The sequence below is a fragment of the Streptomyces sp. NPDC127595 genome, assembly GCF_042671685.1.
Classification (GTDB): domain Bacteria; phylum Actinomycetota; class Actinomycetes; order Streptomycetales; family Streptomycetaceae; genus Streptomyces.
On record NZ_JBHXWK010000001.1, the window covers coordinates 498767 to 520128 of the forward strand.

15 protein-coding genes are annotated in these 21362 nt (G+C 68.9%); 6 read left to right on the forward strand and 9 right to left on the reverse strand.

All coding sequences use genetic code 11. From position 1 onward, the window contains the following. Window positions 1-83 precede the first annotated feature (83 nt). The gene (locus tag ACFVKT_RS02190; protein ID WP_385726613.1) at window positions 84-1409 is read right to left on the reverse strand and encodes a lanthionine synthetase LanC family protein; all 1326 of its coding nucleotides are present in this window, start codon (window positions 1407-1409) and stop codon (window positions 84-86) included. A gap of 127 nt (window positions 1410-1536) precedes the next feature. Between ACFVKT_RS02190 and ACFVKT_RS02195 the strand changes: the two genes are divergently transcribed. Next, complete coding sequence (locus ACFVKT_RS02195; RefSeq protein ID WP_385726615.1) at window positions 1537-2001, forward strand: hypothetical protein; 465 nt, start codon at window positions 1537-1539, stop codon at window positions 1999-2001. 126 nt (window positions 2002-2127) lie between these two features. On the opposite strand, the gene ACFVKT_RS02200 is transcribed toward ACFVKT_RS02195, so the two are convergent. Beyond that, a complete protein-coding gene (locus ACFVKT_RS02200; protein WP_385726617.1) occupies window positions 2128-2802 on the reverse strand; it encodes a TetR/AcrR family transcriptional regulator in 675 nt (224 codons plus the stop codon). Window positions 2803-3050: 248 nt separating this feature from the next. Continuing rightward, window positions 3051-3785 carry a DUF2993 domain-containing protein gene (locus tag ACFVKT_RS02205; RefSeq protein ID WP_385726619.1) on the reverse strand — a complete coding sequence of 245 codons (735 nt, stop codon included), beginning with the start codon at window positions 3783-3785 and terminating at the stop codon, window positions 3051-3053. A gap of 379 nt (window positions 3786-4164) precedes the next feature. Between ACFVKT_RS02205 and ACFVKT_RS02210 the strand changes: the two genes are divergently transcribed. The 3 genes from ACFVKT_RS02210 to ACFVKT_RS02220 all read left to right on the forward strand — a co-directional run bounded on the left by ACFVKT_RS02210 (window position 4165) and on the right by ACFVKT_RS02220 (window position 12677). Beyond that, a complete protein-coding gene (locus ACFVKT_RS02210) occupies window positions 4165-5772 on the forward strand; it encodes an MFS transporter (RefSeq protein WP_385726620.1) in 1608 nt (535 codons plus the stop codon). Window positions 5773-5931: 159 nt separating this feature from the next. Beyond that, window positions 5932-8145 carry an MMPL family transporter gene (locus ACFVKT_RS02215; RefSeq protein ID WP_385726622.1) on the forward strand — a complete coding sequence of 738 codons (2214 nt, stop codon included), beginning with the start codon at window positions 5932-5934 and terminating at the stop codon, window positions 8143-8145. 239 nt (window positions 8146-8384) lie between these two features. Beyond that, window positions 8385-12677, forward strand: coding sequence for a discoidin domain-containing protein (locus ACFVKT_RS02220; RefSeq protein ID WP_385726624.1), 4293 nt, complete (start codon window positions 8385-8387; stop codon window positions 12675-12677). A gap of 69 nt (window positions 12678-12746) precedes the next feature. Here the strand turns inward: ACFVKT_RS02220 and ACFVKT_RS02225 are convergent, their stop codons facing one another. Further along, complete coding sequence (locus tag ACFVKT_RS02225) at window positions 12747-13964, reverse strand: cytochrome P450 (RefSeq protein WP_385726626.1); 1218 nt, start codon at window positions 13962-13964, stop codon at window positions 12747-12749. Window positions 13965-14248: 284 nt separating this feature from the next. Here ACFVKT_RS02225 and ACFVKT_RS02230 point away from each other — a divergent pair, with 284 nt between their 5' ends. Next, entirely contained in the window at window positions 14249-14731 is a 483-nt protein-coding gene (locus ACFVKT_RS02230) for a MarR family winged helix-turn-helix transcriptional regulator (protein ID WP_385726628.1), read from the forward strand. Window positions 14732-15000: 269 nt separating this feature from the next. Next, window positions 15001-16053, forward strand: a complete 1053-nt coding sequence (locus ACFVKT_RS02235; RefSeq protein WP_385726630.1) for a right-handed parallel beta-helix repeat-containing protein — start codon at window positions 15001-15003, stop codon at window positions 16051-16053. A 33-nt stretch (window positions 16054-16086) separates the two neighbouring features. Here ACFVKT_RS02235 and ACFVKT_RS02240 read toward each other — a convergent pair whose 3' ends face one another. The 5 genes from ACFVKT_RS02240 to ACFVKT_RS02260 are packed head-to-tail and all read right to left on the reverse strand — an operon-like array spanning window position 16087 to window position 21286. Next, the gene (locus ACFVKT_RS02240; protein ID WP_385726632.1) at window positions 16087-17193 is read right to left on the reverse strand and encodes a glycoside hydrolase family 99 protein; all 1107 of its coding nucleotides are present in this window, start codon (window positions 17191-17193) and stop codon (window positions 16087-16089) included. A 1-nt stretch (window position 17194) separates the two neighbouring features. Then, complete coding sequence (locus tag ACFVKT_RS02245; protein WP_385726634.1) at window positions 17195-18043, reverse strand: NAD-dependent epimerase/dehydratase family protein; 849 nt, start codon at window positions 18041-18043, stop codon at window positions 17195-17197. Next, the gene (locus tag ACFVKT_RS02250; protein ID WP_385726636.1) at window positions 18043-18912 is read right to left on the reverse strand and encodes a carbohydrate ABC transporter permease; all 870 of its coding nucleotides are present in this window, start codon (window positions 18910-18912) and stop codon (window positions 18043-18045) included. The genes ACFVKT_RS02245 and ACFVKT_RS02250 overlap by 1 nt, the downstream gene beginning before the upstream one ends. Further along, entirely contained in the window at window positions 18909-19901 is a 993-nt protein-coding gene (locus tag ACFVKT_RS02255; RefSeq protein ID WP_385726638.1) for a carbohydrate ABC transporter permease, read from the reverse strand. Before ACFVKT_RS02255 ends, ACFVKT_RS02250 begins: the two co-directional genes overlap by 4 nt. After that, a complete protein-coding gene (locus ACFVKT_RS02260) occupies window positions 19898-21286 on the reverse strand; it encodes an ABC transporter substrate-binding protein (protein ID WP_385726640.1) in 1389 nt (462 codons plus the stop codon). Before ACFVKT_RS02260 ends, ACFVKT_RS02255 begins: the two co-directional genes overlap by 4 nt. Window positions 21287-21362 lie beyond the last annotated feature (76 nt).

Genomic DNA, 21362 nt, shown 5'->3' on the forward strand with positions numbered 1-21362 from the left:
TCATGACCGGTCCGGAGCGGCCGGTGAGGACCGGTGTGGTGCGGCGTCGGCCGGACAGCACGGGCGTGTCCTCCCACCTCACCTCACGCGGCCGTGCACCGCACATGTGCCGGCACGGCCCACCACTGGTCCGGGCGGTCCACCACCACGGCGTTCGGGCCCGTCTCCAGGAACCGGTCGAGGCGCAGGAGGTACGCGGCGATGCCCGCCGCGCCCTGCATCCACGTCGTGCCGGGCGGCAGCAGGGGCGGGTCCTGGCGGTGTTCCAGGAAGCGCCAGCGGGCGCCCTCCGTGTCCCTGACGGCTCGTTCCACCAGCGCGTCGCCCATCGTGCGCGCCGCCTGCGCGTAGGTCTCCGCCCGAGCTGTTCCGGCACAGTCCTGCGCCGCGTCGAGAAAGACATCTCCCACGCCCGCGGTACCGCAGCAGCGGCCGTCGTTGTCCCAGAACCCGGGGCGCAGGCGCTGCGGGACTCCCGAGCCGAGGATCGAGGTCAGGCAGCGCTCCCGCAGCTCGCCGACCCCGTGTCCCGCCACCTCGCGCACGCCCGCGTGCGACAGGGCCGAGAACAGGTGCGAGGTGCCCGCGGGACCGTGGCACCAGGTGTACGTCACCGGCTCCACCTCCCGCTTGGACGGCGGGATGGTGTGCGGAACGATGAAACCGCCGTCCTCCAACGAGCCCACGGACAGGACGTGTCGGGCTCCCAGTACGGCGGCCTCGACGAAGTCCTCCCGGCCGAGCGCCGCGCCGGCCATCGCGAGCGCCGAGGCCACCCCGGCGGTGCCGTGTGAGTAGTTCGGCGCCCGCGACTCCGTGTTCGCCCCGATGCCCCAGTCCAGTCCCGCGTCCGTACGGTGCGCCACCCGCAGCAGGGCCTCGCAGCCCGTCGTCGCGATCCCCTCCGCGTACTCGCCGCCCGCCCAGACCGCGGTCAGCACCACACCGGCGGTGCCCATGATGATGTCGTTCAGAGGCGCGTCCGAATCCGGCTCGAACTCGACTGTGGTCTTCCAGCCCTCGGGGGTCGTCAGGGCGGAGAGCCGGCGCAGCGCGAGCGATTCCCGGCCCGGGTCCAGCAGTTTCAGCGCCAGGACGTCGCCCGCCAGCCCGTCGTACAGCGAAGGTTCCACCTTGTCCGGCGCCCGGGCCGACAGCCTGGCCACGATTCCCGCCGCCAGGCTCCGCTCCCGCTCGCTCAGCTCCCGGTACCGCGCGATCTCCGCCAGTACGGGGGCCAGGCCCGCGATGCCCGAGTACAGGGTGTCGCGGTCCTCCGTCGGTCCCTCGTCCTTGGCATCGTCCGGCACCGTCTCCGGCAGCCAGGGCCCCTCGTCGTCCCGCACCTGGTCCAGCACCCACGACCAGGCGGACTCGCCCAGCTCCCGATACCCGCCGCTCACCGTCACCCCGCCACATTACCGGTGGGCCGCCGCCGGGAAGCCGGCGGGCAGGTGACCGCGGCTGGTCAAGGGCGTCTGCCGGTGTGCGCGGCGGTCCACCTCACATTCGCGGACGCTGTCCCGTCGTAGAGGCATGAACACGAGAATCCGGTACGCAACCCTCGGCCTGTTGGCCGTGGTCGCCCCGTACACACGTGTCTGGGCCTACTTCTCACCGAAGGAGTGGTACGAGAACTTCCCGGGCTTCGGGCTGAGCCGGCTGCCTCAGTTGGGCCCCTACAACGAGCACCTCGCCAAGGACGCCGGGGCCATGTTCCTGGCAATGGCCGCCCTGACGGTCATCGCCCCGTGTTCCGTGCGGAACAACCGGCTGGTCCAGACGACGGGCGCGGTGGGGCTGGTCTTCAACGTGCTGCATTTCAGCAGCGCCACCTCCGGACGGCGCAGGCCGGGAACCCGCCTGCGGGACACGTCGGGCAGCCCGAACTCCTCAGGATGCAGCTGCGCCCGCCGCGCGCGGAGGTACTCGCCCAGCGGACCGGGGTCCTGGCCTCCCGAGTCCTGGCTTCCTTCCGATGCATCCATTCCACCAGCGTAAACAGTCGCCTCCCGGTGCCGCACCGGTGATCGCCGGACCTGTGCCGGCTCAGTCGGCACGGGGCGCGCCGGCTGTGCCGGGGTCCCCTCGGCCCGTGGTGCCGTAGGCGAACGGGGGGAGGGGCCGTCAGTCCGCCTCCGTGGCGGACGACGCGTCCGCCGCCTCGGCCTCGCGGGACGCCAACAGGGCTGAGAGCTCGTGCAGTTCGGCCTCCGCGCGCCCGGCCGGTACGCCCGCCGCGGTCAGTGCCGCGATCGCCGTCGCCGTGCCGTCGTCCTGCCAGGCACCGGAGTTGACGCTCTCCAGCAGGGAGAGGCACAGCGCCTCCAAGGCCGAACTCAGCACGGGCGGAGGGACGTTGGTGTGGAAGGCGCCGTACGACTGGCCGCGCTCCAGGATGGCCGTGACCGCCGCACGGGCGGGGGCCAGTACCTCGGACACACGTTCCGCTCCCAGGTCGCGTCGTGCCAGCCCGATGAGCATTCGGTAGCGGTCGCCGACCGGCCAGATCGACAGGACGAATCTGGCCAGGGCGCGCTCGGGCGGGTCGCTCGGCGTACCCGCACGCTCGACCGCCTCGCGCAGCGACTGTGACGCCTCTTCCGCCACCGCCTCCAGGAGTGCGGGGCGTCCCGGAAAGTGCCCGAACACCGTCCGCCGCACCACACCGGTTGCCTGCGCGATCTCCTCGATCGTGGCGTCCGGGTTCTTGCCCAGCTCCTGCTGCGCGACGCTCAGGATGCGCTCGCGGTTGGCGCGGGCGTTGCGCCTCCTGGGTTCGGGAGCGGCGGTCGTGGCCATGGCGGAACCTCGATGGTCGGTGTGTGCCCGGGCGGACGGATTCCGCAGGCACATGATCAATCACTCGCAATTCTGCGCATCACCGGGCAATGGAGCAATCCGCTGCCCGGACGTCCCCGGCGTCCCGGGCCTTCAGAGCTTCACTTGCCCGGCCGTCCCGGGCCGTCAAAGGTCGCTCGCCTCGCCGTTCCCGGCCCTCGGGGATCGCTTGCCTGACCGGCCCGGACCGGCCCCGACCGGCCCGGCCCTCAGGCGTCACCCTCCGACGATCCGTCCATCCTGAAGGTGACGTCCCGCCCCGACAGCCTCGCGGTGAGACCCGACGAGTTCGTGGAGATGCTGTCCAGGGTCAGTCCGTTCGGGATGTTCCGCAGAGGGATCGGCTTGGCGAAGATGTCGTTGATCAACTGCCGTGCGGGGTCTGGCAGTTGATCCGAATCGATGCCGACATCCTCGAAGGCGATACTGGTCGGCCCGCCCTTGATGACCTTCGCGCCGACCCCGAACTGCCCCACCAGCGGCGCGTCCACGGTAGCGACGATCCGCCCGGGGGTGGTACCCGCTTTCACCTCGATGCCCAGCGCGTCGGAGATGTCGCGGTAGGTGACGAGCGCCGTCGCTGTCGTGGAGCCGGCCTGAGCGGTGTCCGCGTCCGAGTTCCGCTTGAGGTTCGTCATATGGACGTCCAGCTCTGCCACGGCGATCGGGTTCGCCGAGTCCGCCGGGATGTGCTGCGCGGAGATGTCGACGCGGTCGAGTGTGCCGCGGGCGAGCTGGGGGATGACGGGGCGACCGCGTATCTGGACCTGCGACGTGGCGCCGGTCGCGTCGTCGAAGGCCTGGGAGGTCTGCCACTCGGTGAACTTGAGTGCCGTGAAATCGGCGCCGATGGTCAGCAGCGGAATGGCCGCGAGCACCGGGAGGACGACGCGGCGCCGGCGCCAGAACTGCCGGGGACGGCGGGCTGTGTCTGGGCTGGGCATGGGTGGCGTCCCCTCGCGTTGTAGCGCATGTACTTGCCAGTGACTGAGCAAGTTAGCTTGCTGCTCGTATATGTGCAAATAGGCAGTGCGTGCTGTTGGTCGGTCGGCCGCGGCCCGGCGGAGGAGTGGGTCCCGCCGGGCCGCGGCTTTCGCGTCGACCGGCCTGTGAGGTCGGTACGACGTCAGGGTCCGACGGCCTCGCCAGGCGTCGGGCCCCGGTGCGCACCCGTCCCCACAGGTGCGCGGTCCGGCTGCACCGTCATGCCCTGTACGTGGCGTGCGGCCGGAACCTGTCGCCATATTTGCACGGTAGTGAGCAAGAAGCTAGTCTGCACATCACTGAGCAAGTAAGTGCTTTTGATCCATGAAGGAAGCTGGCATGCGTCTCTTTGTGTCGACCCCTGTCGACCGCATGAACGGTCCCTACTCGAAGCGGTGGTGGGCACTGCTGGTCCTGTGCCTGAGCCTGTTGATCATCGTGATGGCTAACACCGCGCTGATCGTGGCCGCACCGGACATGACCCGTGACCTCGGCCTGGACAGCAGTGAGCTGCAGTGGGTCATCGACGCGTACACCGTTCCCTATGCGGCGCTGATGCTGCTGCTCGGCGCGGTGGGAGACAAGTACAGCCGTCGCGGCGCGCTCGTTCTCGGCCTCGCCGTCTTCGCGGGCGGCTCCGTGGCGGGCAGCCTGGTGGACTCCTCGGGCGCGGTCATCGCGGCCCGGGCCGTGATGGGCGTCGGCGCCGCGATGATCATGCCGGCGACGCTCTCCCTGCTGGTGGCGACCTTCCCCCGCAGCGAACGCGCCCGGGCGATCACCGCCTGGACCGCCACCTCGGGACTCGGTGTCGCCTTCGGCCCGCTCATCGCGGGCTGGCTGCTCGAGGACCACGCCTGGGGCTCGACCTTCCTCATCAACGTGCCGATCGCGCTCGCGGGAATCGTCGGGACCTTCCTGCTGATTCCGCCGTCCAAGGCACAGGGCATGGGCAGGATCGACCTGGTCGGTGGTCTGCTGTCGATCGTCGCGATCGGTGCGCTGGTCTACTCGATCATCGAGGGGCCGCACTTCGGATGGACCGCCGGTCCGATCGCCGCCGCTGTCGTCGCGGTCCTCGGCCTTGTCGCCTTCGTGATCTGGGAGCTCCGCCACCCGCACCCCGTGCTCGATGTGCGCAAGTTCCGCGACCGGACGTTCAGTGGTTCGACGATCGCGGTCCTGCTGTTCTTCCTCGGCACCTTCGGCGCCATCTACTACATCACCCAGCACCTGCAGTTCGTCCTGGGCTACAGCCCCCTCGAAACCGGTTTCCGGATGCTGCCGCTGGCCGGCGGCGTCTGCCTCGGTGCCGTGGTGACCGGGCGCCTCACACCGCGGCTCGGGCTGCGGACGATGGTCGTCACGGGCATGACCATCGGCACGATCGCGGTCCTCCTGCTGACGCAGGTCGACTCGGGCTCCACGTACAGCAGCTTCCTCGCCCCGTTCATCCTGCTCGGGTTCGCCGTCGGGCTCAGCGTCTCGCCCTGCACCGACACGATCATGGGCGCCTTCCCGGAGAACGAACTGGGAGTGGGCGGCGGCGTCAACGACACCGCGCTCGAACTCGGCGGCTCGCTCGGCATCGCGATCCTCGGCTCCCTGCTGGCCACCTCGTACCGCGACAACCTGACGGACTCCGTGGGCAAGGCGCTGCCGCCCGAGGCGCTCGACGTCGCACGTGACTCCATCGGCGGGGCGCTCGCCGTCGCCGAACAGATCGCCCAGAGCCCGGCGGCGGGTCCCGCGCAGGCCCAGGCCCTCGTCTCGGCGGCCAACAGCGCCTTCTCCGACGCCCTCGCCACCACGAGCATCGTCGCCGGCATCATCATGGGCGCCGGCACGCTGATCGTCTTCGCGCTGCTGCCCGGCCGTAAGGACAGGGCCCGGCTCGAATCCGCCCCGGAGAGCGAGAGCGACAAGACTCCCGTGGCGCTGGGCTGACGTTCCCCCGGATGGCCTCCTCTCCTCGCGGCGGGCCGCGGGCGAGTCGACAGTGGGCGGAGAGCGCGGATCCGGGCTCTCCGCCCATCGGTCACTGCGCGCAACGGTCGAGCCCTTCGGCCCTCGGCGCAGGCTGGTCCTTCACGTCCGGGAGCAAGCGTGTCCGTCTATCTGTACCGCCTGGCCCGATGGGCCTTCCGGCGCCGCCGACTCGTCCTCGTGCTGTGGATCCTGGCGGCCGGGACCGCGATCACCCTCTCGGTCGTCGGCGGAGGCAAGACCGACAACACCTTCACGGTCCCCGGGACCGAGTCGCAGCGTGCCACCAACCTGCTCAAGGAGAAGCTGCCCGCGCTGAGCGGCGGGCAGACGCAGATCGTGTTCGCGACCCACGGCGACACCAAGGTCACCGACCCCTCCTACAAGGCAGGCATCGAGGCCTCGATCGCGGGGCTGAAGAAGGTGCCGCAAGTAGGCCTGGTCACCGACCCCTTCGCGTCCAAGGCCATCTCCAAGAACGGCAACGTCGCCCTCGGCTCGGCGCAGTACGACGCCCAGCCGACCGACGTGAAGGAATCGACCCTGGACGCGGTCAAGGCCGCCGTGGTCCCGGCGCAGAACGCGGGCGTGGACGTCGAGTACTCCGGAAGTGTCTACCCGGGCTGGAACCAGGAGATCTCGGAACTGCCCGAACTCATCGGCCTGCTGGTCGCGTTCGTGATCCTGACGATCACGTTCGGAGCCTTCGTCGCCGCCGGACTGCCGATCCTCACCGCCATCATCGGCATCGTCGTCACGCTGATGAGCGTGTCCGCCCTCGCGTCGGTCATGACGATCGCCTCGACCTCGACGACCGTGGCGACGATGCTCGGACTCTCCTGCGGCATCGACTACGGCCTGTTCATCCTGGCCCGGCACCGCAACAACCTGCTCACCGGCATGAGCATCGAGGACTCGGTCGCCCTGGCCGCCGGCACCTCGGGCAGCTCGGTCGTCTTCGCCGCGCTCACCGTGATGATCGCGCTGTGCGGGCTCGCGGTCGTCGGCATCCCGTTCCTGACCGTGATGGGGTTCGCCGCCGCGGGAGCCGTACTGATCGCCCTGCTCATCGCCCTGACGCTGATGCCCGCGATGCTGGGCTTCGCCGGGAACAAGGTGGCGAGCTTCATCCGTACGCCACTGCGCCCGGACCACCACGAGAACGTCGCCCAGATCGCGGCCAACGAACCGGCGCGCACCTTCGGGGCCGGCTGGGCACGGTTCGTGGTGCGTTGGCGTGTGCCGCTGCTGATCGGCGGGATCGCCTTCCTCGTGGTGCTCGCGCTGCCCGCAACCAGGATGGACCTGGGGCTGCCCGGCGCGTCCTCGAAACCGAAGAGCGACACCTCGCGCAAGGCCTACGACCTGACCACGGCCAACTTCGGCGCGGGCTTCAACGGCCCGCTCCTGGTGGTCGCCGACGGTGTCCCGAACGAATCGGCGGCCACCCCGATCACCGACCGGCTGGCCAAGATCCCCGGCGTCGTGGCCGCCGCGCCGATGGCGGTGAACAACGGAGTCGCCGTCATCCGGGTGACCCCGAGCACCGGTCCCAACGACGACGCCACCACCGACCTTGTGAACGGAATCCGCGACGACCGTGCCGAGATCGCCGGCGACTCCGGCGCCCAGATCCTCGTCGGCGGCACCACCGCCTCCAACATCGACGTGTCGAGCAAACTCTCCTCGGCGCTGCCGGTGTTCCTGGTCGTCGTGGTCGGCCTGGCGTTCATTCTCCTGACGTTCGCGTTCCGCACCATCCTCGTGCCGATCAAGTCGATCATCGGATTCCTGCTGTCGGTGGCCGCCGCCTTCGGGGCCCAGGTCGCCATGTTCCAATGGGGCTGGGGAGAGCACCTGTTCGGCATCTCACCGAGCCAGACCATCAGCTTCCTGCCCCTCCTGATGCTCGCGATCATCTTCGGACTTTCCAGCGACTACGAGGTGTTCGTCGTCTCCCGGATCAAGGAGGACTTCACCAAGAACGGGGAGGCCGTCAGGGCGGTGGAGCGCGGCACCGGTCTGTCCGCACGCGTGGTGACCGCCGCCGCGCTGATCATGTTCAGCATCTTCGTGGCCTTCATGTTCACCGACGACCCGACCGTCAAGGCCATCGGCTTCAGCTTCGCCGTCGGCGTGCTCCTCGACGCGTTCGTGGTCCGGCTCATCCTGGTGCCCGCCGTCATGGCGATCATCGGCGCGAAGATCTGGTACCACCCGAAGTGGTTCGCCACCTACATCCCCGACCTCGACATCGAAGGGGACCGCCTCCAGCACGAGTTCGAGGAGCAGGGCCCCGGCCGGCCCTCGGACGAGCGGACGGCCCGGCTCTAGCGCCACCTCCCCTCGGGTTCGGCGACGACGCCGAGAGCAGCACCAGCCGCGACAGACAGTGTCTGTCGCGGCTCTGCTGTGCCCTTCTCAACAGCAGCGAGCAACTATCTCTGCACAGACTGTGGACTCAACAACATCACCATGCAAATCTGCAATAACTGAACGCAAAAACTCGATTCTCGCTCTCTTGTGAGTCTTCCGCGTCCCACGTGACGACACCGCTCAAGGGCAGGGGAACCATGACCAGACATCGTTGGAGAGGCCGCCTGCTGGCCGCTCTGCTGACCACCGCGCTGGCCCTCATAGGGCTCCCGGCGCTGACCACGACCGCGACCGCGGCCGGCGGCCCCAACCTCGCCGCAGGCAAGACCGCCACCGCGAGCAGCTCCAATTCCGGCTACGGCGCCGCCAACCTCACGGACGGCAACGCCGCCACGTACTGGGAGAGTTCGGGATCGAGCTTCCCCCAGTGGGCACAGACGGACCTCGGCACCAGTGTCCGCGTGGACGAGGTGGTCCTGAAGCTCCCCGGCTCCTGGGAGAGCCGCAACCAGACGCTCGCCGTGCAGGGCAGCGCCGACGGCACCAGCTTCGAGACCATCAAGACCTCGGCGTCGTACGCCTTCACGCCGAGCGCGGCCAACACGGTGACCATCTCCTTCCCGGCCACCCAGACCCGCTTCGTGCGCGTCAACATCACCGCGAACACCGGCTGGGCCGCCGCCCAGCTCTCCGAACTCGAGGTCCACGGCGCGACCGACTCCTCCGGGAACCTGGCCGCCGGCAAGCAGTTCACCGCGAGCAGCTCCACCCAGACGTACATCGCGGCGAACGCGGGTGACGGCAACCGGGCCAGCTACTGGGAGAGCAGCAACAACGCCCTCCCGCAGTGGATCCAGGTCGACCTCGGCGCATCCGTACGTGTCGACCGTGTGACGCTGCGGCTGCCGACCAACTGGGGTGCACGCACCCAGACCCTCAAGCTCCAGGGCAGCACCACCGGTTCGGACTTCAGCGACCTCACCGCCTCGCAGGCGCTCGCCTTCAACGCGGCGAACGACCAGTCGCAGACCCTGAGCTTCAACGCCACCACCACGCGCTACGTCCGGGTTCTCGTCAGCGCCAACACCGGTCAACCGGCGGGCCAGCTGGCGGAGTTGGAGGTGTACGGGCCGACCACCGGTGACACCCAGGCGCCCACCGCACCCACCGCGCTGGCCTACACCCAGCCCGCCACCGGGCAGATCAGGCTGACGTGGACGGCAGCCACCGACAACGTCGGCGTCACCGGCTACGACATCTACGCCAACGGCGTGCTGCGCGCCTCGGTGGACGGTGCCGCGACCACCTACACCGACACCCAGCCGGCCTCGGCGACAGTCGCCTATTACGTGCGGGCCAAGGACGCGGCGGGCAACCAGTCCGCGAACAGCAACACCGTGACCCGCACCGGGGATTCGGGCGACACCCAGGCCCCGACCGCACCCGCGAGTCTGGCCTTCACCGAGGCCACCAGCGGTCAGGTCAAGCTCACCTGGCAGGCGTCCACCGACAACGTGGCGGTCACCGGCTACGACGTCTACGCCAACGGCACGCTGCGCCAGAGCGTCGCCGGCACCGTCCTGACGTACACGGACACCCAGCCCGTGTCGGCCACGGTGACGTACTACGTGCGGGCGAAGGACGCGGCGGGCAACCAGTCCGCCAACAGCAACACCGTCACCCGTAACGGCTCCACGACCGATGACGCGAACCTCGCCGTGGGCAAGGAGATCACGGCGTCGTCCTCCGTGTACACGTTCGTCGCGACGAACGCCAACGACGACAAGACCAGCACGTACTGGGAGGGCGGTGCGGGCTACCCGAACAGCCTGACCGTGAAGCTCGGTGCGAACGCCGACGTCAACACCGTTGTCCTGAAGCTGAGTCCGGACGCCGCGTGGGCCACCCGGACCCAGCGGATCCAGGTGCTCGGCCGGGAGCAGAACGCCACCGCGTTCACGAGCCTGGTCGCCGCGCAGGACTACACGTTCAACCCGGCGACCGCCAACACGGTGCGGATCCCTGTCACGGGCCGCATCGCGGACGTCCAGCTGGTGTTCACCGCCAACTCGGGGGCGCCCGCCGGGCAGGTCGCCGAGTTCCAGGTCCTCGGTACTCCCGCTCCGAACCCGGACCTCCAGGTCACCGGCATCACCGCGGCCCCGGCCAGTCCCGTCGAGTCCGACGCCGTGAAGCTGACGGCGACCGTGCGCAACGCGGGCACGGAAGCGTCGGCAGCCACCGACGTCCAGTTCCAGCTGGGCGGCACCAAGGTCGGCACCGCAGCCGTCGGCGCGCTCGCAGTGGGCGCTTCGGCGACGGTCACCGCCGACATCGGCGCTCGCGAGGCCGGCACCTACCAGGTCAGCGCGACCGCCGACCCGGACAACAAGGTCATCGAACAGAACGAGGCCAACAACTCCTACACCAGCCCCACCGCCCTGGTCGTCAAGCCGGTGTCCAGCTCCGACCTGGTGGCCTCACCCGTCAGCTGGTCGCCGAGCTCACCCGGCGAGGGCGACACGGTCACCTTCTCCGCCACCCTGAAGAACCAGGGCACGGTGGCCACCGCAGCGGGCAGTCACGGCATCACGCTCACCGTGCTCGACGCCTCCGGCGCGACGGTCAAGACCCTCACCGGCGCCTACAGCGGCGCGATCGCGGCGGGCGCCACGGCCGCCCCGGTGAACCTGGGCACCTGGACCGCGGGCAACGGCAAGTTCACCGTGAAGACGGTGATCGACCCCGACGCCAACGAATTGGAGGTCAAGCGCGCCAACAACACCAGCAGCCAGTCGCTGTTCGTCGGCCGCGGCGCCAGCATGCCGTTCGACAACTACGAGGCCGAGGACGGCACCGTGGGCGGCGGCGCCCAGACCGTCGGACCCAACCGCACCGTCGGCGACATCGCCGGCGAGGCCTCGGGCCGCAAGGCCGTCACGCTCAACAGCACCGGCAACTACGTGGAATGGACCACCAAGGCGAGCACCAACTCCCTGGTGACCCGCTTCTCCATCCCGGACTCCGCGGGTGGCGGCGGCACCAACTCCACGCTGAACGTCTACGTCAACGGCACGTTCCTCAAGGCCATCGACCTGACGTCCAAGTACGCCTGGCTGTACGGCGCGGAGGCCGGCCCCGGCAACTCGCCGAGCTCGGGCTCGCCCCGGCACATCTACGACGAGGCGAACCTCCTGCTCGGCCAGACCGTCCCGGCCGGCAGCAAGATCCGGCTCCAGAAGGACGCCGCCAACTCCTCCACGTACGCGATCGACTTCGTGAGCCTGGAGCAGGTGTCGGCGACCCCCAACCCGGACCCGGCGACGTACGTCGTGCCGACCGGATTCGCCCACCAGGACGTGCAGAACGCGCTCGACAAGGTGCGCATGGACACCACGGGCACGCTCGTCGGTGTCTATCTGCCGGCCGGTGACTACGAGACGTCGAGCAAGTTCCAGGTGTACGGCAAGGCGGTCAAGGTCGTCGGCGCCGGGCCCTGGTTCACGCGCTTCCGGGCGCCGTCCTCGCAGGAGAACACCGACATCGGCTTCCGGGCCGACGGGACGGCGAAGGGGTCGTCGTTCGCGAACTTCGCGTACTTCGGCAATTACACCTCCCGTATCGACGGTCCGGGCAAGGTGTTCGACTTCTCCAACGTCTCCGACATCACCATCGACAACATCTGGAACGAGCACATGGTGTGCCTCTACTGGGGCGCCAACACCGACAACATCACCATCAAGAACTCGCGGATCCGCGACATGTTCGCCGACGGTGTCAACATGACCAACGGCAGCACGGACAACCACGTCGTCAACAACGAGGCGAGGGCCACCGGCGACGACAGCTTCGCGCTGTTCTCCGCGATCGACGCGGGCGGGGCCGACGAGAAGAACAACCTCTACGAGAACCTCACGACCATCCTGACGTGGCGCGCGGCGGGCATCGCCGTCTACGGCGGCTTCAACAACACCTTCCGCAACATCCACATCGCCGACACCCTGGTCTACTCCGGGATCACCGTCAGTTCGCTGGACTTCGGGTATCCGATGAACGGCTTCGGCACGGAACCGACGACCCTGGAGAACATCTCGATCGTCCGCGCGGGCGGGCATTTCTGGGGAGCGCAGACCTTCCCCGGCATCTGGATGTTCTCCGCCTCGAAGGTCTTCCAGGGGATCCGCGTCAACAACGTCGACATCGTCGATCCGACGTACAGCGGCATCATGTTCCAGACCAACTACGTGGGAGGACAGCCCCAGTTCCCGATCAAGGACACCATCCTCACGGACGTGACGATCTCCGGCGCGCACAAGAGCGGCGACGCCTACGACGCGAAGTCCGGGTTCGGCCTGTGGGCCAACGAGTTGCCGGAGGCCGGCCAAGGGCCCGCTGTCGGTGAAGTCACCTTCCACAACCTGAAGTTGAGCGACAACGCGCTGGACGTGAAGAACACGACGTCCACGTTCAAGATCAACCTGTTGCCGTAGCGCACTCGGTACGCCGAGGGCCTGGCATGACCGGGTGGCGGGGCTTCCGAGCCCCGCCACCCGGGCCGTTCACCAGGCGACGGGCAGTTCGTGGACGCCGTAGACGGCCATGTCGGCACGGAAGGGAATCTCCTCCAGCGGCCGGTCGACGCGCAGTCCGGGGAAGCGCTGCAGCAGCGCGGGGTAGGCGAGTTGCAGTTCCAGCCGGGCGAGGTTCTGGCCGAGGCACTGGTGGGTCCCGGAACCGAAGGCGAGATGGCGACGGGCCCCCGGCCTGTCCACATCCAGCCGGTCGGGGTCCTCGAAGACCTCGGGATCCCGGTTGCCGACGTCGGAGGCGCAGATCACGCCCTCACCGGCACGGATGGTCTGCCCGTCGAGCCCGATGTCCGTCAGCGCGACACGGCGCCGTCCCAGATGCACGACGGTCAGGTACCGCAGCAGTTCCTCCACCGCCCCCGCCACCCGGGCCGGACTTCCGTCACGCACCGCGGCCAGCTGATCGGGGTGCTGGAGGAGTGTGGCGGTGCCCAGCGCGATCATGTTGGCCGTCGTCTCATGGCCCGCCACCAGCAACAGCCTGGCCTGCTTGGCGCACTCCTCGACCGTGCTGACACCTGTCCGCAGGTACCGAGTGGCCATGCGGCTGAGCAGATCGTCGGTGGGGTGCTCGGCCTTCGCCTCGACCAGGTGGCCCAGGTAGTCGAGCAGTTCACCCGAGGCGGCGACAGCGGCCTCCGGGGTGCTCCGGGTGTCGACCAGGACGGCACTGGTGCGCTGGAAGAACTCGTGGTCCTCGTATGGGACACCGAGCTGCTCGCAGATCACCAGCGACGGGATCGGCAGCGCGAACGCGGTGACCAGATCGGCCGGCGGACCGGCCTTCTCCATGGCGTCCAGCAGGCCCGTGATGATTTCCTCGATGCGCGGCCGCAGCGACTCGGTGCGCTTGACGGTGAAGTCAGCCGTGAACCGGCGCCGTTGCTCGCTGTGCTCGGGATCGTCCATGGAGATGAACGTCCGGCTCTGGGCGTTCTGCGCCTGGAAGCCGGCGCTGCTGCTGGGGAAGCCGGACCGTGTGCTGTCCGCACTGATCCGCTCGTCGCGCAGCAACGCGACCTGGTCCGCGTGGCGGGTCACCAGCCAGGCGGTCTGTCCGTTCCACAGGGTGACGCGGGACACCGGCGCTTCCTTGAGCAGCCGGGCGCGCTCGGGGGGAGGGTCGAAGGGGCAACCGGGCGCGCGCGTCGCGGTGTAGGCGGGCGGTGCGGTGGGGGTCTCGGTCATCGCTGTCCTTCCGGAGTGGGGGGTATGCGCGGTCGGATCGGTGTCAGGAGAGCGTCATCGCGGGTGCGCGCCGGCCGGCCGCGCAGCATGTGTCGGTGTCCAGGGCGATCCACATGTCTCAACTCCTCGGAGGAGGGCGCCACCACGACTTCGCCATTACTTACCTTAAGTAAGTGGACACATGTGGAGGCTAGTGCTCCGTTGGACGGCGGACAACCACGAACTCCATGTTGAGGGCACGTTTCTGGCCATGGGTGCGGCGGTGCGTGCTGCATCATCGGTGGGTGGAACTCCCCGAACCCTCTGATCTCTCCGAACCCTCCGACCGCACGGCGGTAGGCAGTCTGCAGCAGGCCCTGTCCGCGCTGTCCTACGCCATGAGCGGCAATCAGACCCACGCGCGGCTGCGTCGCGAGGCGGGCGTCACCGTCGACCGCGCCTCGCTCGCGGTGCTCCGGGTGCTCTCGGCGGCACCGTCACCTCTGCTGCTGAGGGAACTCGCGGAGGCGCTGATGGTGAAAGCCCCGCACGTCACCAGGGAGGTCCGCCGGCTGGAGGAGCTGGGACTGGTGGAGACCACCCGCGAACCCGGCGACCAGCGAGCACGCCGGGTCGCTCCCACCAAGGATGGCCGAGAAGCGGTGGCTCGCACCGAGGCGACGGGCAGACAGTGGCTCGCCGAGGCGCTGAACGGCTTCTCGGCGAGCGACGTGCGCACCACGGCAGCTGTCATCGACCGGATCGTCGATGCCTATCGCCAGCCTTGATCTGCGACCGCTGAAAGGCCGCCGGACTCGAACGCCGGTTGCCCGAGAGCGCCTTCCGTGGCGCCGCTGACCGTACGGACGGCGTGGAAGTGGCGCCGGCGACCGTATACATGACGCTGAAGTCGTAGCAAAGATCTCTCCCCAGGACCTTGACACGGGTTCACCATGGCAAACACCCTGTTGCCCGGCCGAAGTTAGGAACGTTTCCTAATCGCCGGCTCCAGTTGGTCCCCCATGGCCCTGCCCCCCACGTCCCCGGAGTCGTCCCCATGCGAGAGTCCCGTGCGGAACCCTTTTCCCACCCCACCGGCAGCCACAGGCGGCGTACCCGCCGTGTTCTGACCGTCTCCGCGGTGGCGGCCGCGGCAGTGGGCGGGCTCGCCTTCGTGACGCTGCCGGGGTCCGCCTCGGCCGCCGCAGCCGTCCGCACGGTCAGTGTCTCCACCGCCTCGCAGCTCACCGCGGCGCTCGCCGACGCCAAGGCGGGCGACACCATTCAGCTCGCCGACGGCGTGTACGAAGGGCAGTTCAAGGCCACCGCCGACGGCACCTCGACCTCCGCGATCACGCTGACCGGAAGCAGCAAGGCCGTGCTGAAGTCCAACGGCGGCAACGGCTACGGCCTGTGGCTCAGCTCCGCGCCCTACTGGAAGGTCACCGGCATCACCGTCGACGACTCCGTCAAGGGCATCGTGCTGGACGCCTCCCCGCACGCCACCCTCACCGATGTGCACGTCCACGACATCGGCTACGAAGCCGTCCACTTCCGCTCGGGCAGCGACCACGGGATCATCCAGAACTCCAACATCCACGACATCGGCACCACCCAGCCCTCGTACGGCGAAGGCGTCTACATCGGCTCCGCGAACAGCAACTGGGACCAGTACGCCGGCCCCACCGGCGTCGACGCCTCCGACTACGTCCAGGTCCTCAACAACAAGATCGGCCCCAATGTCGCCGCCGAAGGCATAGACATCAAGGAAGGCACCAAGGGCGGCACGATCCGCGGCAACACCCTCGACGGAACCGGCGAGAAGAACCAGAACTCCGGCGACTCCACGATCGACGTCAAGGGCGACAACTACGTCATCGACGCGAACACCGTCTCCACCCCGTACACGGACGGTTTCCAGGTCCACAACGTCTACGACCCCTACGGCTGCGGCAACAAGTTCACCAGCAACAAGTTCACCCTCGGCTCCGCGCCCGGTTACGGCATCAACGTCACCGACAACAGCGGCTGCGCCACCAAGAACACCGTCGCGTCCTCCAACACCTCCAGCGGCGGCAGGGGCCTGACGAACATCACCGTCACCGGGTGACACCGCCCCTGCCGCCGTGCCGGTGGCCCGGCGTCAGCGCCCGGCGGCCAGCGCGGCCTCGAAGCGGGCCACCCACTGGGCGGTGCGGTCCAGGTACGCCGTCTCGGCGCGTGCACCGCGCCGCCCGTACGCACCCTCGTAGGAGAGGTAGTCGAGGGTGCCCGGCGTACGCGCCGTCGCCGGTTCGATCTGCGTACCCTCGTGCCACTCGTTGAACGAGGTGATGCTCACCCAGTCCGGCGGGGCGTCACCGTGGCCGCTCTCCAGCGCGTACTCCCATTCCAGGTCGTAGGTGCGGCCGTCGGCGCGGTCCAGGGTCGGGCTCGTGTTGCCGGGGACCGCCCGGTCGTCCAGGTAGCCGGGGCCGAGCGACGGCGCCCACGGTATGCCGCGCTCGGCGCAGAACGCGGCGACCGCGGTCCAGTCGGGGCGGTTGGCGGTCGCGATGGCGTCGTAGGTGTAGACGCCGCCGAAGTCGCCGATGCGGGAGAGGTCCCAGGTCTGCGCCATGACGATCGCGATGTCGTCGACCTCGTGCAGCGCCGACCAGTCGACGGTGAGCAGGCTGTTGAACACGTAGTACGCGCACCGGTCGCCGTACGCTTCGGCGCGGTGGAAGGCGGGGTGGTCGCCGTAGAGGCCGGTCAGATAGCGGATGTCCGCGACGACCGAGGTGGCGTCCCGGCCCTGGTACGGCTCGATGTGCCAGGCCACCTGGATCCCCTCGGCGGCGGCCGCCTCCAGGACGACGGGCGCCATCCGGTCCTCGTAACTGCCCTGCCCCCACCAGCTGCTGACCAGTACGCCGATGCCGGCCCGCCGCAGCCAGCGCATGTGCCGGGCGACCACCCCGCGCAGGTCGCCGGAGTCGTAGGGGCCGAGCGCCGGGTAGTAGTTGGCGCTGATGTTGTCGGGCGGGGTCAGCTCGCCCTGCTGCCAGTGCCGCCACTCGCCGTTCACCTTCGGGGACCCGTACCACGGGTAGTAGAAGATGTGCGCGTTCGCGGAGAGGCCCTTGGGCCGTGCGGAGGCCGAGGCGGTGGATGCCGTACCGGCGGTGAGCGCGGCGGCGCCGACGGCCGCTCCGCCCGCGAGTAACCCTCTTCGGGACAGGGATCCGGAGTACCGGGGAACGTTCATGTCACTCTCCTTGGTTGCCGGGCCGGCCGTACCGCGGGACGAACCCGAGCAGTTCGGTGCAGGCCGTCGTGTCGAACAGGGAGGTGCGGCCGGGCAGTGACGAGAAGGTCGGCACGCCCGGGTGGTAGCGGTCCATCAACTCCGCCGAGGGAAGGGGCGAGGAGGTGTCGGCGGCGGCGACGTTGAGTACGTGGCATCCCGTGAAGTCCGTCTGTAGCGCCTGGTGCACCACGGCCGCCGCGTCCCTGGTGTGCAGCCAGCCCCACAGGTCGTGACGGTGGGCTCCCGGGTCCGCCGCGACACCGGCGAGCTGGTCGCGCAGCCGCTCCCCACTGCCGGTGAACGGGAAGCGCAGACAGACGATGTCCGTGCCCCAGCGGCGGTGCGTGCTGCGGGCGGTCTCCTCCAGTACGGCTTTCGACAGGCCGTAGGGGTCGCGGATGAGCGAGGGGTGTTCCTCGTCCAGCGGCACGTAGAGGGGCGAGACCGGGACGGGCGACCAGGCGAGCCCGACGGCCGCCATGCTGGAGGCGGCCACGATCCGGCGGACGCCCGCGCGGCCCGCCTCGTCCAGAACGCGGTGCGCGGTCAGGCAGTTGGTGGCGAACAGGGCACTGGCATCGTCCATGTTGGGGTGCGGTATCGCCCCCAGGTGGACGACCGCCTCCACCCCGTCGACCGCCTTGCGTACCAGGTCGGGATCCTGGAGGTCACCGATGTGCACACGCTCGGCCGAGGGCGCCTCGAACGGCAGGATGTCGGTGGCCACGACGTCGTACGAGGCCGCGAACAGCTTGGCCAGGACGTGCTGTCCGATGTGGCCCGCGGCGCCGGTGACCAGGACGCGCATCAGCCTTTCACCGCCCCGACAAGGCCGTTGACGAAGTACCGCTGGAGGCTGAGGAAGAGCAGGATCACCGGGATGACGACGATCAGGGCGCCCGCCATCAGGTTGTTGTAGTGCGGCACGTTCTCCGCGGACAGCGTCTGCAGACCGAGCGGAAGCGTGTACGTCGACGGATCGTTCAGGGACACCCGGGTGAGCAGGAACTCGTTCCAGGTCGGGATGGCGGTGAGCAACGCCACCGTGATCAGGGCGGGTTGGGAGAGCGGCAGATACACCCTGGTGAAGATCCGCAGCTCGCTCGCGCCGTCCACCCGGGCCGAGTCCCGCAGTTCCCCGGGCACCGCGAGGAACGCGCCGGTCATGAGCAGGATCGACAGCGGGGCACCGCCGTTGACGAACGGCAGGACGAGTCCCCAGTGCGTGCCGAGGATGCCCAGCTTGTTCTCCAGGAGCACGATCGGCAGCATCACCGTGATCCCCGGCACGAACAGCAGGGAGATGAAGAGCTTCTGCAGGAGCCCGCGCCCGGGAAAGCGAAGGACGGCGAACGCGTATCCCGCGGCCGCGTAGACCACCAGCGTGAGGACCACCGTGTACCCGGTCACCAGCAGGCTGTTCAGGAAGAAGTCGAAGAAGTGCAGCTCGTTCCAGGTGTCGGTGAGCGTCTGGAACGTGGGGTTGTCGGGGATGAGATGACCGCCGCGTACGACCTCGATCTGGTCCTTGAAGGCGGCCGACACCATCCACAGGAAGGGATAGACACTGACCAGGCCGTACGCGGCGAGCAGCACGCCCACGACCGTGCGGGCCACGACCTTGCGGGCGCCGCCCGGTGTACGGGCACCGGAACGGGCCGGAGCGATCGTCGTCATGTCTTGCTCCGCAGTGCTCGAAGGTTGATCAGGGCCAGGACGAGGGCGGCGGCGAACAGGATCCAGCCGAGCGCGCTGGCCAGGCCGAGCGTGGGCGAGAGGTTCTTGAGGAACGCCAGGCGGTACGCCTCCAGGCCGAGGACGTTCGTGTGGTCACCCGGTCCGCCGTTGGTCATGACCAGAAAGGTCTGGAAGCCCTGCAAGGACTCGCGCAGGTTCAGCAGCACCACGATCGCCGTGATGGGACGCACCAGCGGCCAGACCACCGACAGGTTGGTACGCCACCAACCCGCGCCGTCCAGCTGGGCCGCCTCCAGGACGCTGCGGTCGATGCCCTGAAGTCCGGTGAGATACAGGAGCATCGCGACCGGGACCGCACCCCAGACCGTCACGACGACCATCGTCGCCATCGCGGTGGACGGATTGCCCAGCCAGCCCTGCGGCTGCTCCAGCGAACCCAGACCGACGCTGCCGAGCAGGGAGTTGACCGCGCCGTCCGGTTGCAGGATGTACTGCCAGGCGAAGAAGACGGCGATGCCGCTGGTGACGTACGGCAGGAAGTACACGGACCGCAGCACGGACTGGAACCGCCTGACCTGGTTGAGCAGCACGGCCAGCGGAAACGACACCAGGACCGTCAGGGCCGGCGCGGCGAGCATCACCCAGAGGGTGTTGAGCGCGGCGTGCCGCACCCTGGGAGCGTAGACCGGGTCACGCCACAGCAGGTCGGCGTAGTTGTCGAGGCCTACCCAGGTCCAGTTCGGTGCGAAGCCGTTCCAGGTGGCGAAGGACAGCGCGAAGCCGTAGCCCACCGTGTACAGGCCCATCACCGCGAAGAGCACTACCGCCGGGGCGACGAACAGATACCCGGAGACGGCTTCGTACCCGCGCCAACGGCGGGGCGCCGGGGGAGTGGCCGCGGTCTTCACCGGGCGGTTCCCCGCGCGCTCCACCGTCTTCGGCGCGGTCTGCCGGGGAGCTGTGGTCACTGGCCTGCCGCTTTCCAGTACGACTGGTTGAGGCTCCTGAGCTTCTGACCGGTCTCCTGGACCGAGGTCTGCTTGAGCGGTGTCAGGTCGGCGAGGATCGCGCCGGCGTCGTCCTGCTCGTACCCGATGGGGAGGTACGCGTCGTTGCGCGTGGGGTCGTACGTCGTCTCGGGCGTGCCCTTGAAGCTGTCGACCATCGCACTGAGCGTGGGGCCGAGGATCTTGGCGGACTCCGCGCCGAGTTCGGTGGCGGGCAGGTCCAGGGAGTCCTTGGCGAACTGCGTCGCGACCTCCTGCTGGGAGAGGAACTCCATCCACTTCTTCGCGTTCTCGGGCTGCTTGCTCGTCGAGGTCACGCTGAGGCTCGTCAGGGCGAGCGGGCCGAGGGCGCGGTCGGGCACGGCGCCGTCCGCGGGGGCGGGCAGACCGAAGGCGAACACGTCGTCGGGGTTCATGCCGTTCTGCTTGAGGAACGCGAGCGTGAACGTACCGCCCACGTCGAAGGCGGCCTTGCCCTGCGCGAACGCCTGGTCCGCCTGATCGATCGTCAGGGTCTGGGAGCCGGGCATCCAGTACGGGGTCAACTCGTCGTACATCGACAGGACTTCGACGCCGTTCGGTGAAGCGAAGTCGCCGCCGGTGTCCTTCGCCCACAGGTTCTCGTAGGCATCCCGCCCCAACTGGGCGTACGCCAGCGGCTGGAGAACCCAGGTCAGGCCGGTGGCCTGCACCTTGAGGCCCAGCGAGAGTCCGCCGTTCTTCGAGTCCTTGGCCTTGGTCGCATCGAGCGCGGCGAGGAACTCCTCCCAGTTCGCCGGGACCTTGGTGATGCCGGCCTCGGCGAGCATCTTCTTGTTGGCGTAGACGATGCCGAAGGTGCCGACGGTGAGGGGCACGCTGTAGCGGGCGCCCTTCTCGATGCCGTGGTCCTTGGCCTCCTTGTTCACCGAGTTCTGGTACCGCTGCTCGGTGACGAGCCCGGACTCCTGGACGGCCTGCTGTATACGCCCGGACCAGTCGCCCTTGAAGTCGTCCTTGAGGTCCGACACGATCCCGGCGGCGCCCAGGACCCGGTCCTCCCCGTCCGAGTGCACTTCGAGCACATCCGGCAGGTCACCGGTCTTCGCCGCGCTCTGGACCTTGGTCGTGTACGCGTCGTCGGGGGTGTAGGCCTCGACGCTGACCGAGATGCCGGTCTCCTTCTCGAACTCCTTGGCGGCGGTGCGCAGCGCGCTCACATGGGACTGCTTGAACGTCCACATCTCCAGCGAGTTCGAGTCCCCCGAGCCGGAGGAGCCGCCGCAGGCCGTGAGGGAGGTGAGCGAGAGCGCCGTGGCCACGGCCGCCGCGACAAGCCGGGCTTTTCGTGCAACAGGTATCCGCATGGGCCCCTACCTAGGGTGGTCTACCGTTCAGAAGGCCGAATGGCGTTGGAGTGACTGAACTTAGAGTCGTTGTGAT

What these genes read in the sequence shown, in the direction of transcription:
- ACFVKT_RS02225 (WP_385726626.1), bottom strand. Translation starts at nt 13,964, where the DNA reads ATGACCGAGACCCCCACCGCACCGCCCGCCTACACCGCGACGCGCGCG.
- ACFVKT_RS02260 (WP_385726640.1), bottom strand. Translation starts at nt 21,286, where the DNA reads ATGCGGATACCTGTTGCACGAAAAGCCCGGCTTGTCGCGGCGGCCGTG.
- ACFVKT_RS02200 (WP_385726617.1), bottom strand. Translation starts at nt 2,802, where the DNA reads ATGGCCACGACCGCCGCTCCCGAACCCAGGAGGCGCAACGCCCGCGCC.
- ACFVKT_RS02210 (WP_385726620.1), top strand. Translation starts at nt 4,165, where the DNA reads ATGCGTCTCTTTGTGTCGACCCCTGTCGACCGCATGAACGGTCCCTAC.
- ACFVKT_RS02220 (WP_385726624.1), top strand. Translation starts at nt 8,385, where the DNA reads ATGACCAGACATCGTTGGAGAGGCCGCCTGCTGGCCGCTCTGCTGACC.
- ACFVKT_RS02205 (WP_385726619.1), bottom strand. Translation starts at nt 3,785, where the DNA reads ATGCCCAGCCCAGACACAGCCCGCCGTCCCCGGCAGTTCTGGCGCCGG.
- ACFVKT_RS02235 (WP_385726630.1), top strand. Translation starts at nt 15,001, where the DNA reads ATGCGAGAGTCCCGTGCGGAACCCTTTTCCCACCCCACCGGCAGCCAC.
- ACFVKT_RS02250 (WP_385726636.1), bottom strand. Translation starts at nt 18,912, where the DNA reads ATGACGACGATCGCTCCGGCCCGTTCCGGTGCCCGTACACCGGGCGGC.
- ACFVKT_RS02195 (WP_385726615.1), top strand. Translation starts at nt 1,537, where the DNA reads ATGAACACGAGAATCCGGTACGCAACCCTCGGCCTGTTGGCCGTGGTC.
- ACFVKT_RS02245 (WP_385726634.1), bottom strand. Translation starts at nt 18,043, where the DNA reads ATGCGCGTCCTGGTCACCGGCGCCGCGGGCCACATCGGACAGCACGTC.
- ACFVKT_RS02240 (WP_385726632.1), bottom strand. Translation starts at nt 17,193, where the DNA reads ATGAACGTTCCCCGGTACTCCGGATCCCTGTCCCGAAGAGGGTTACTC.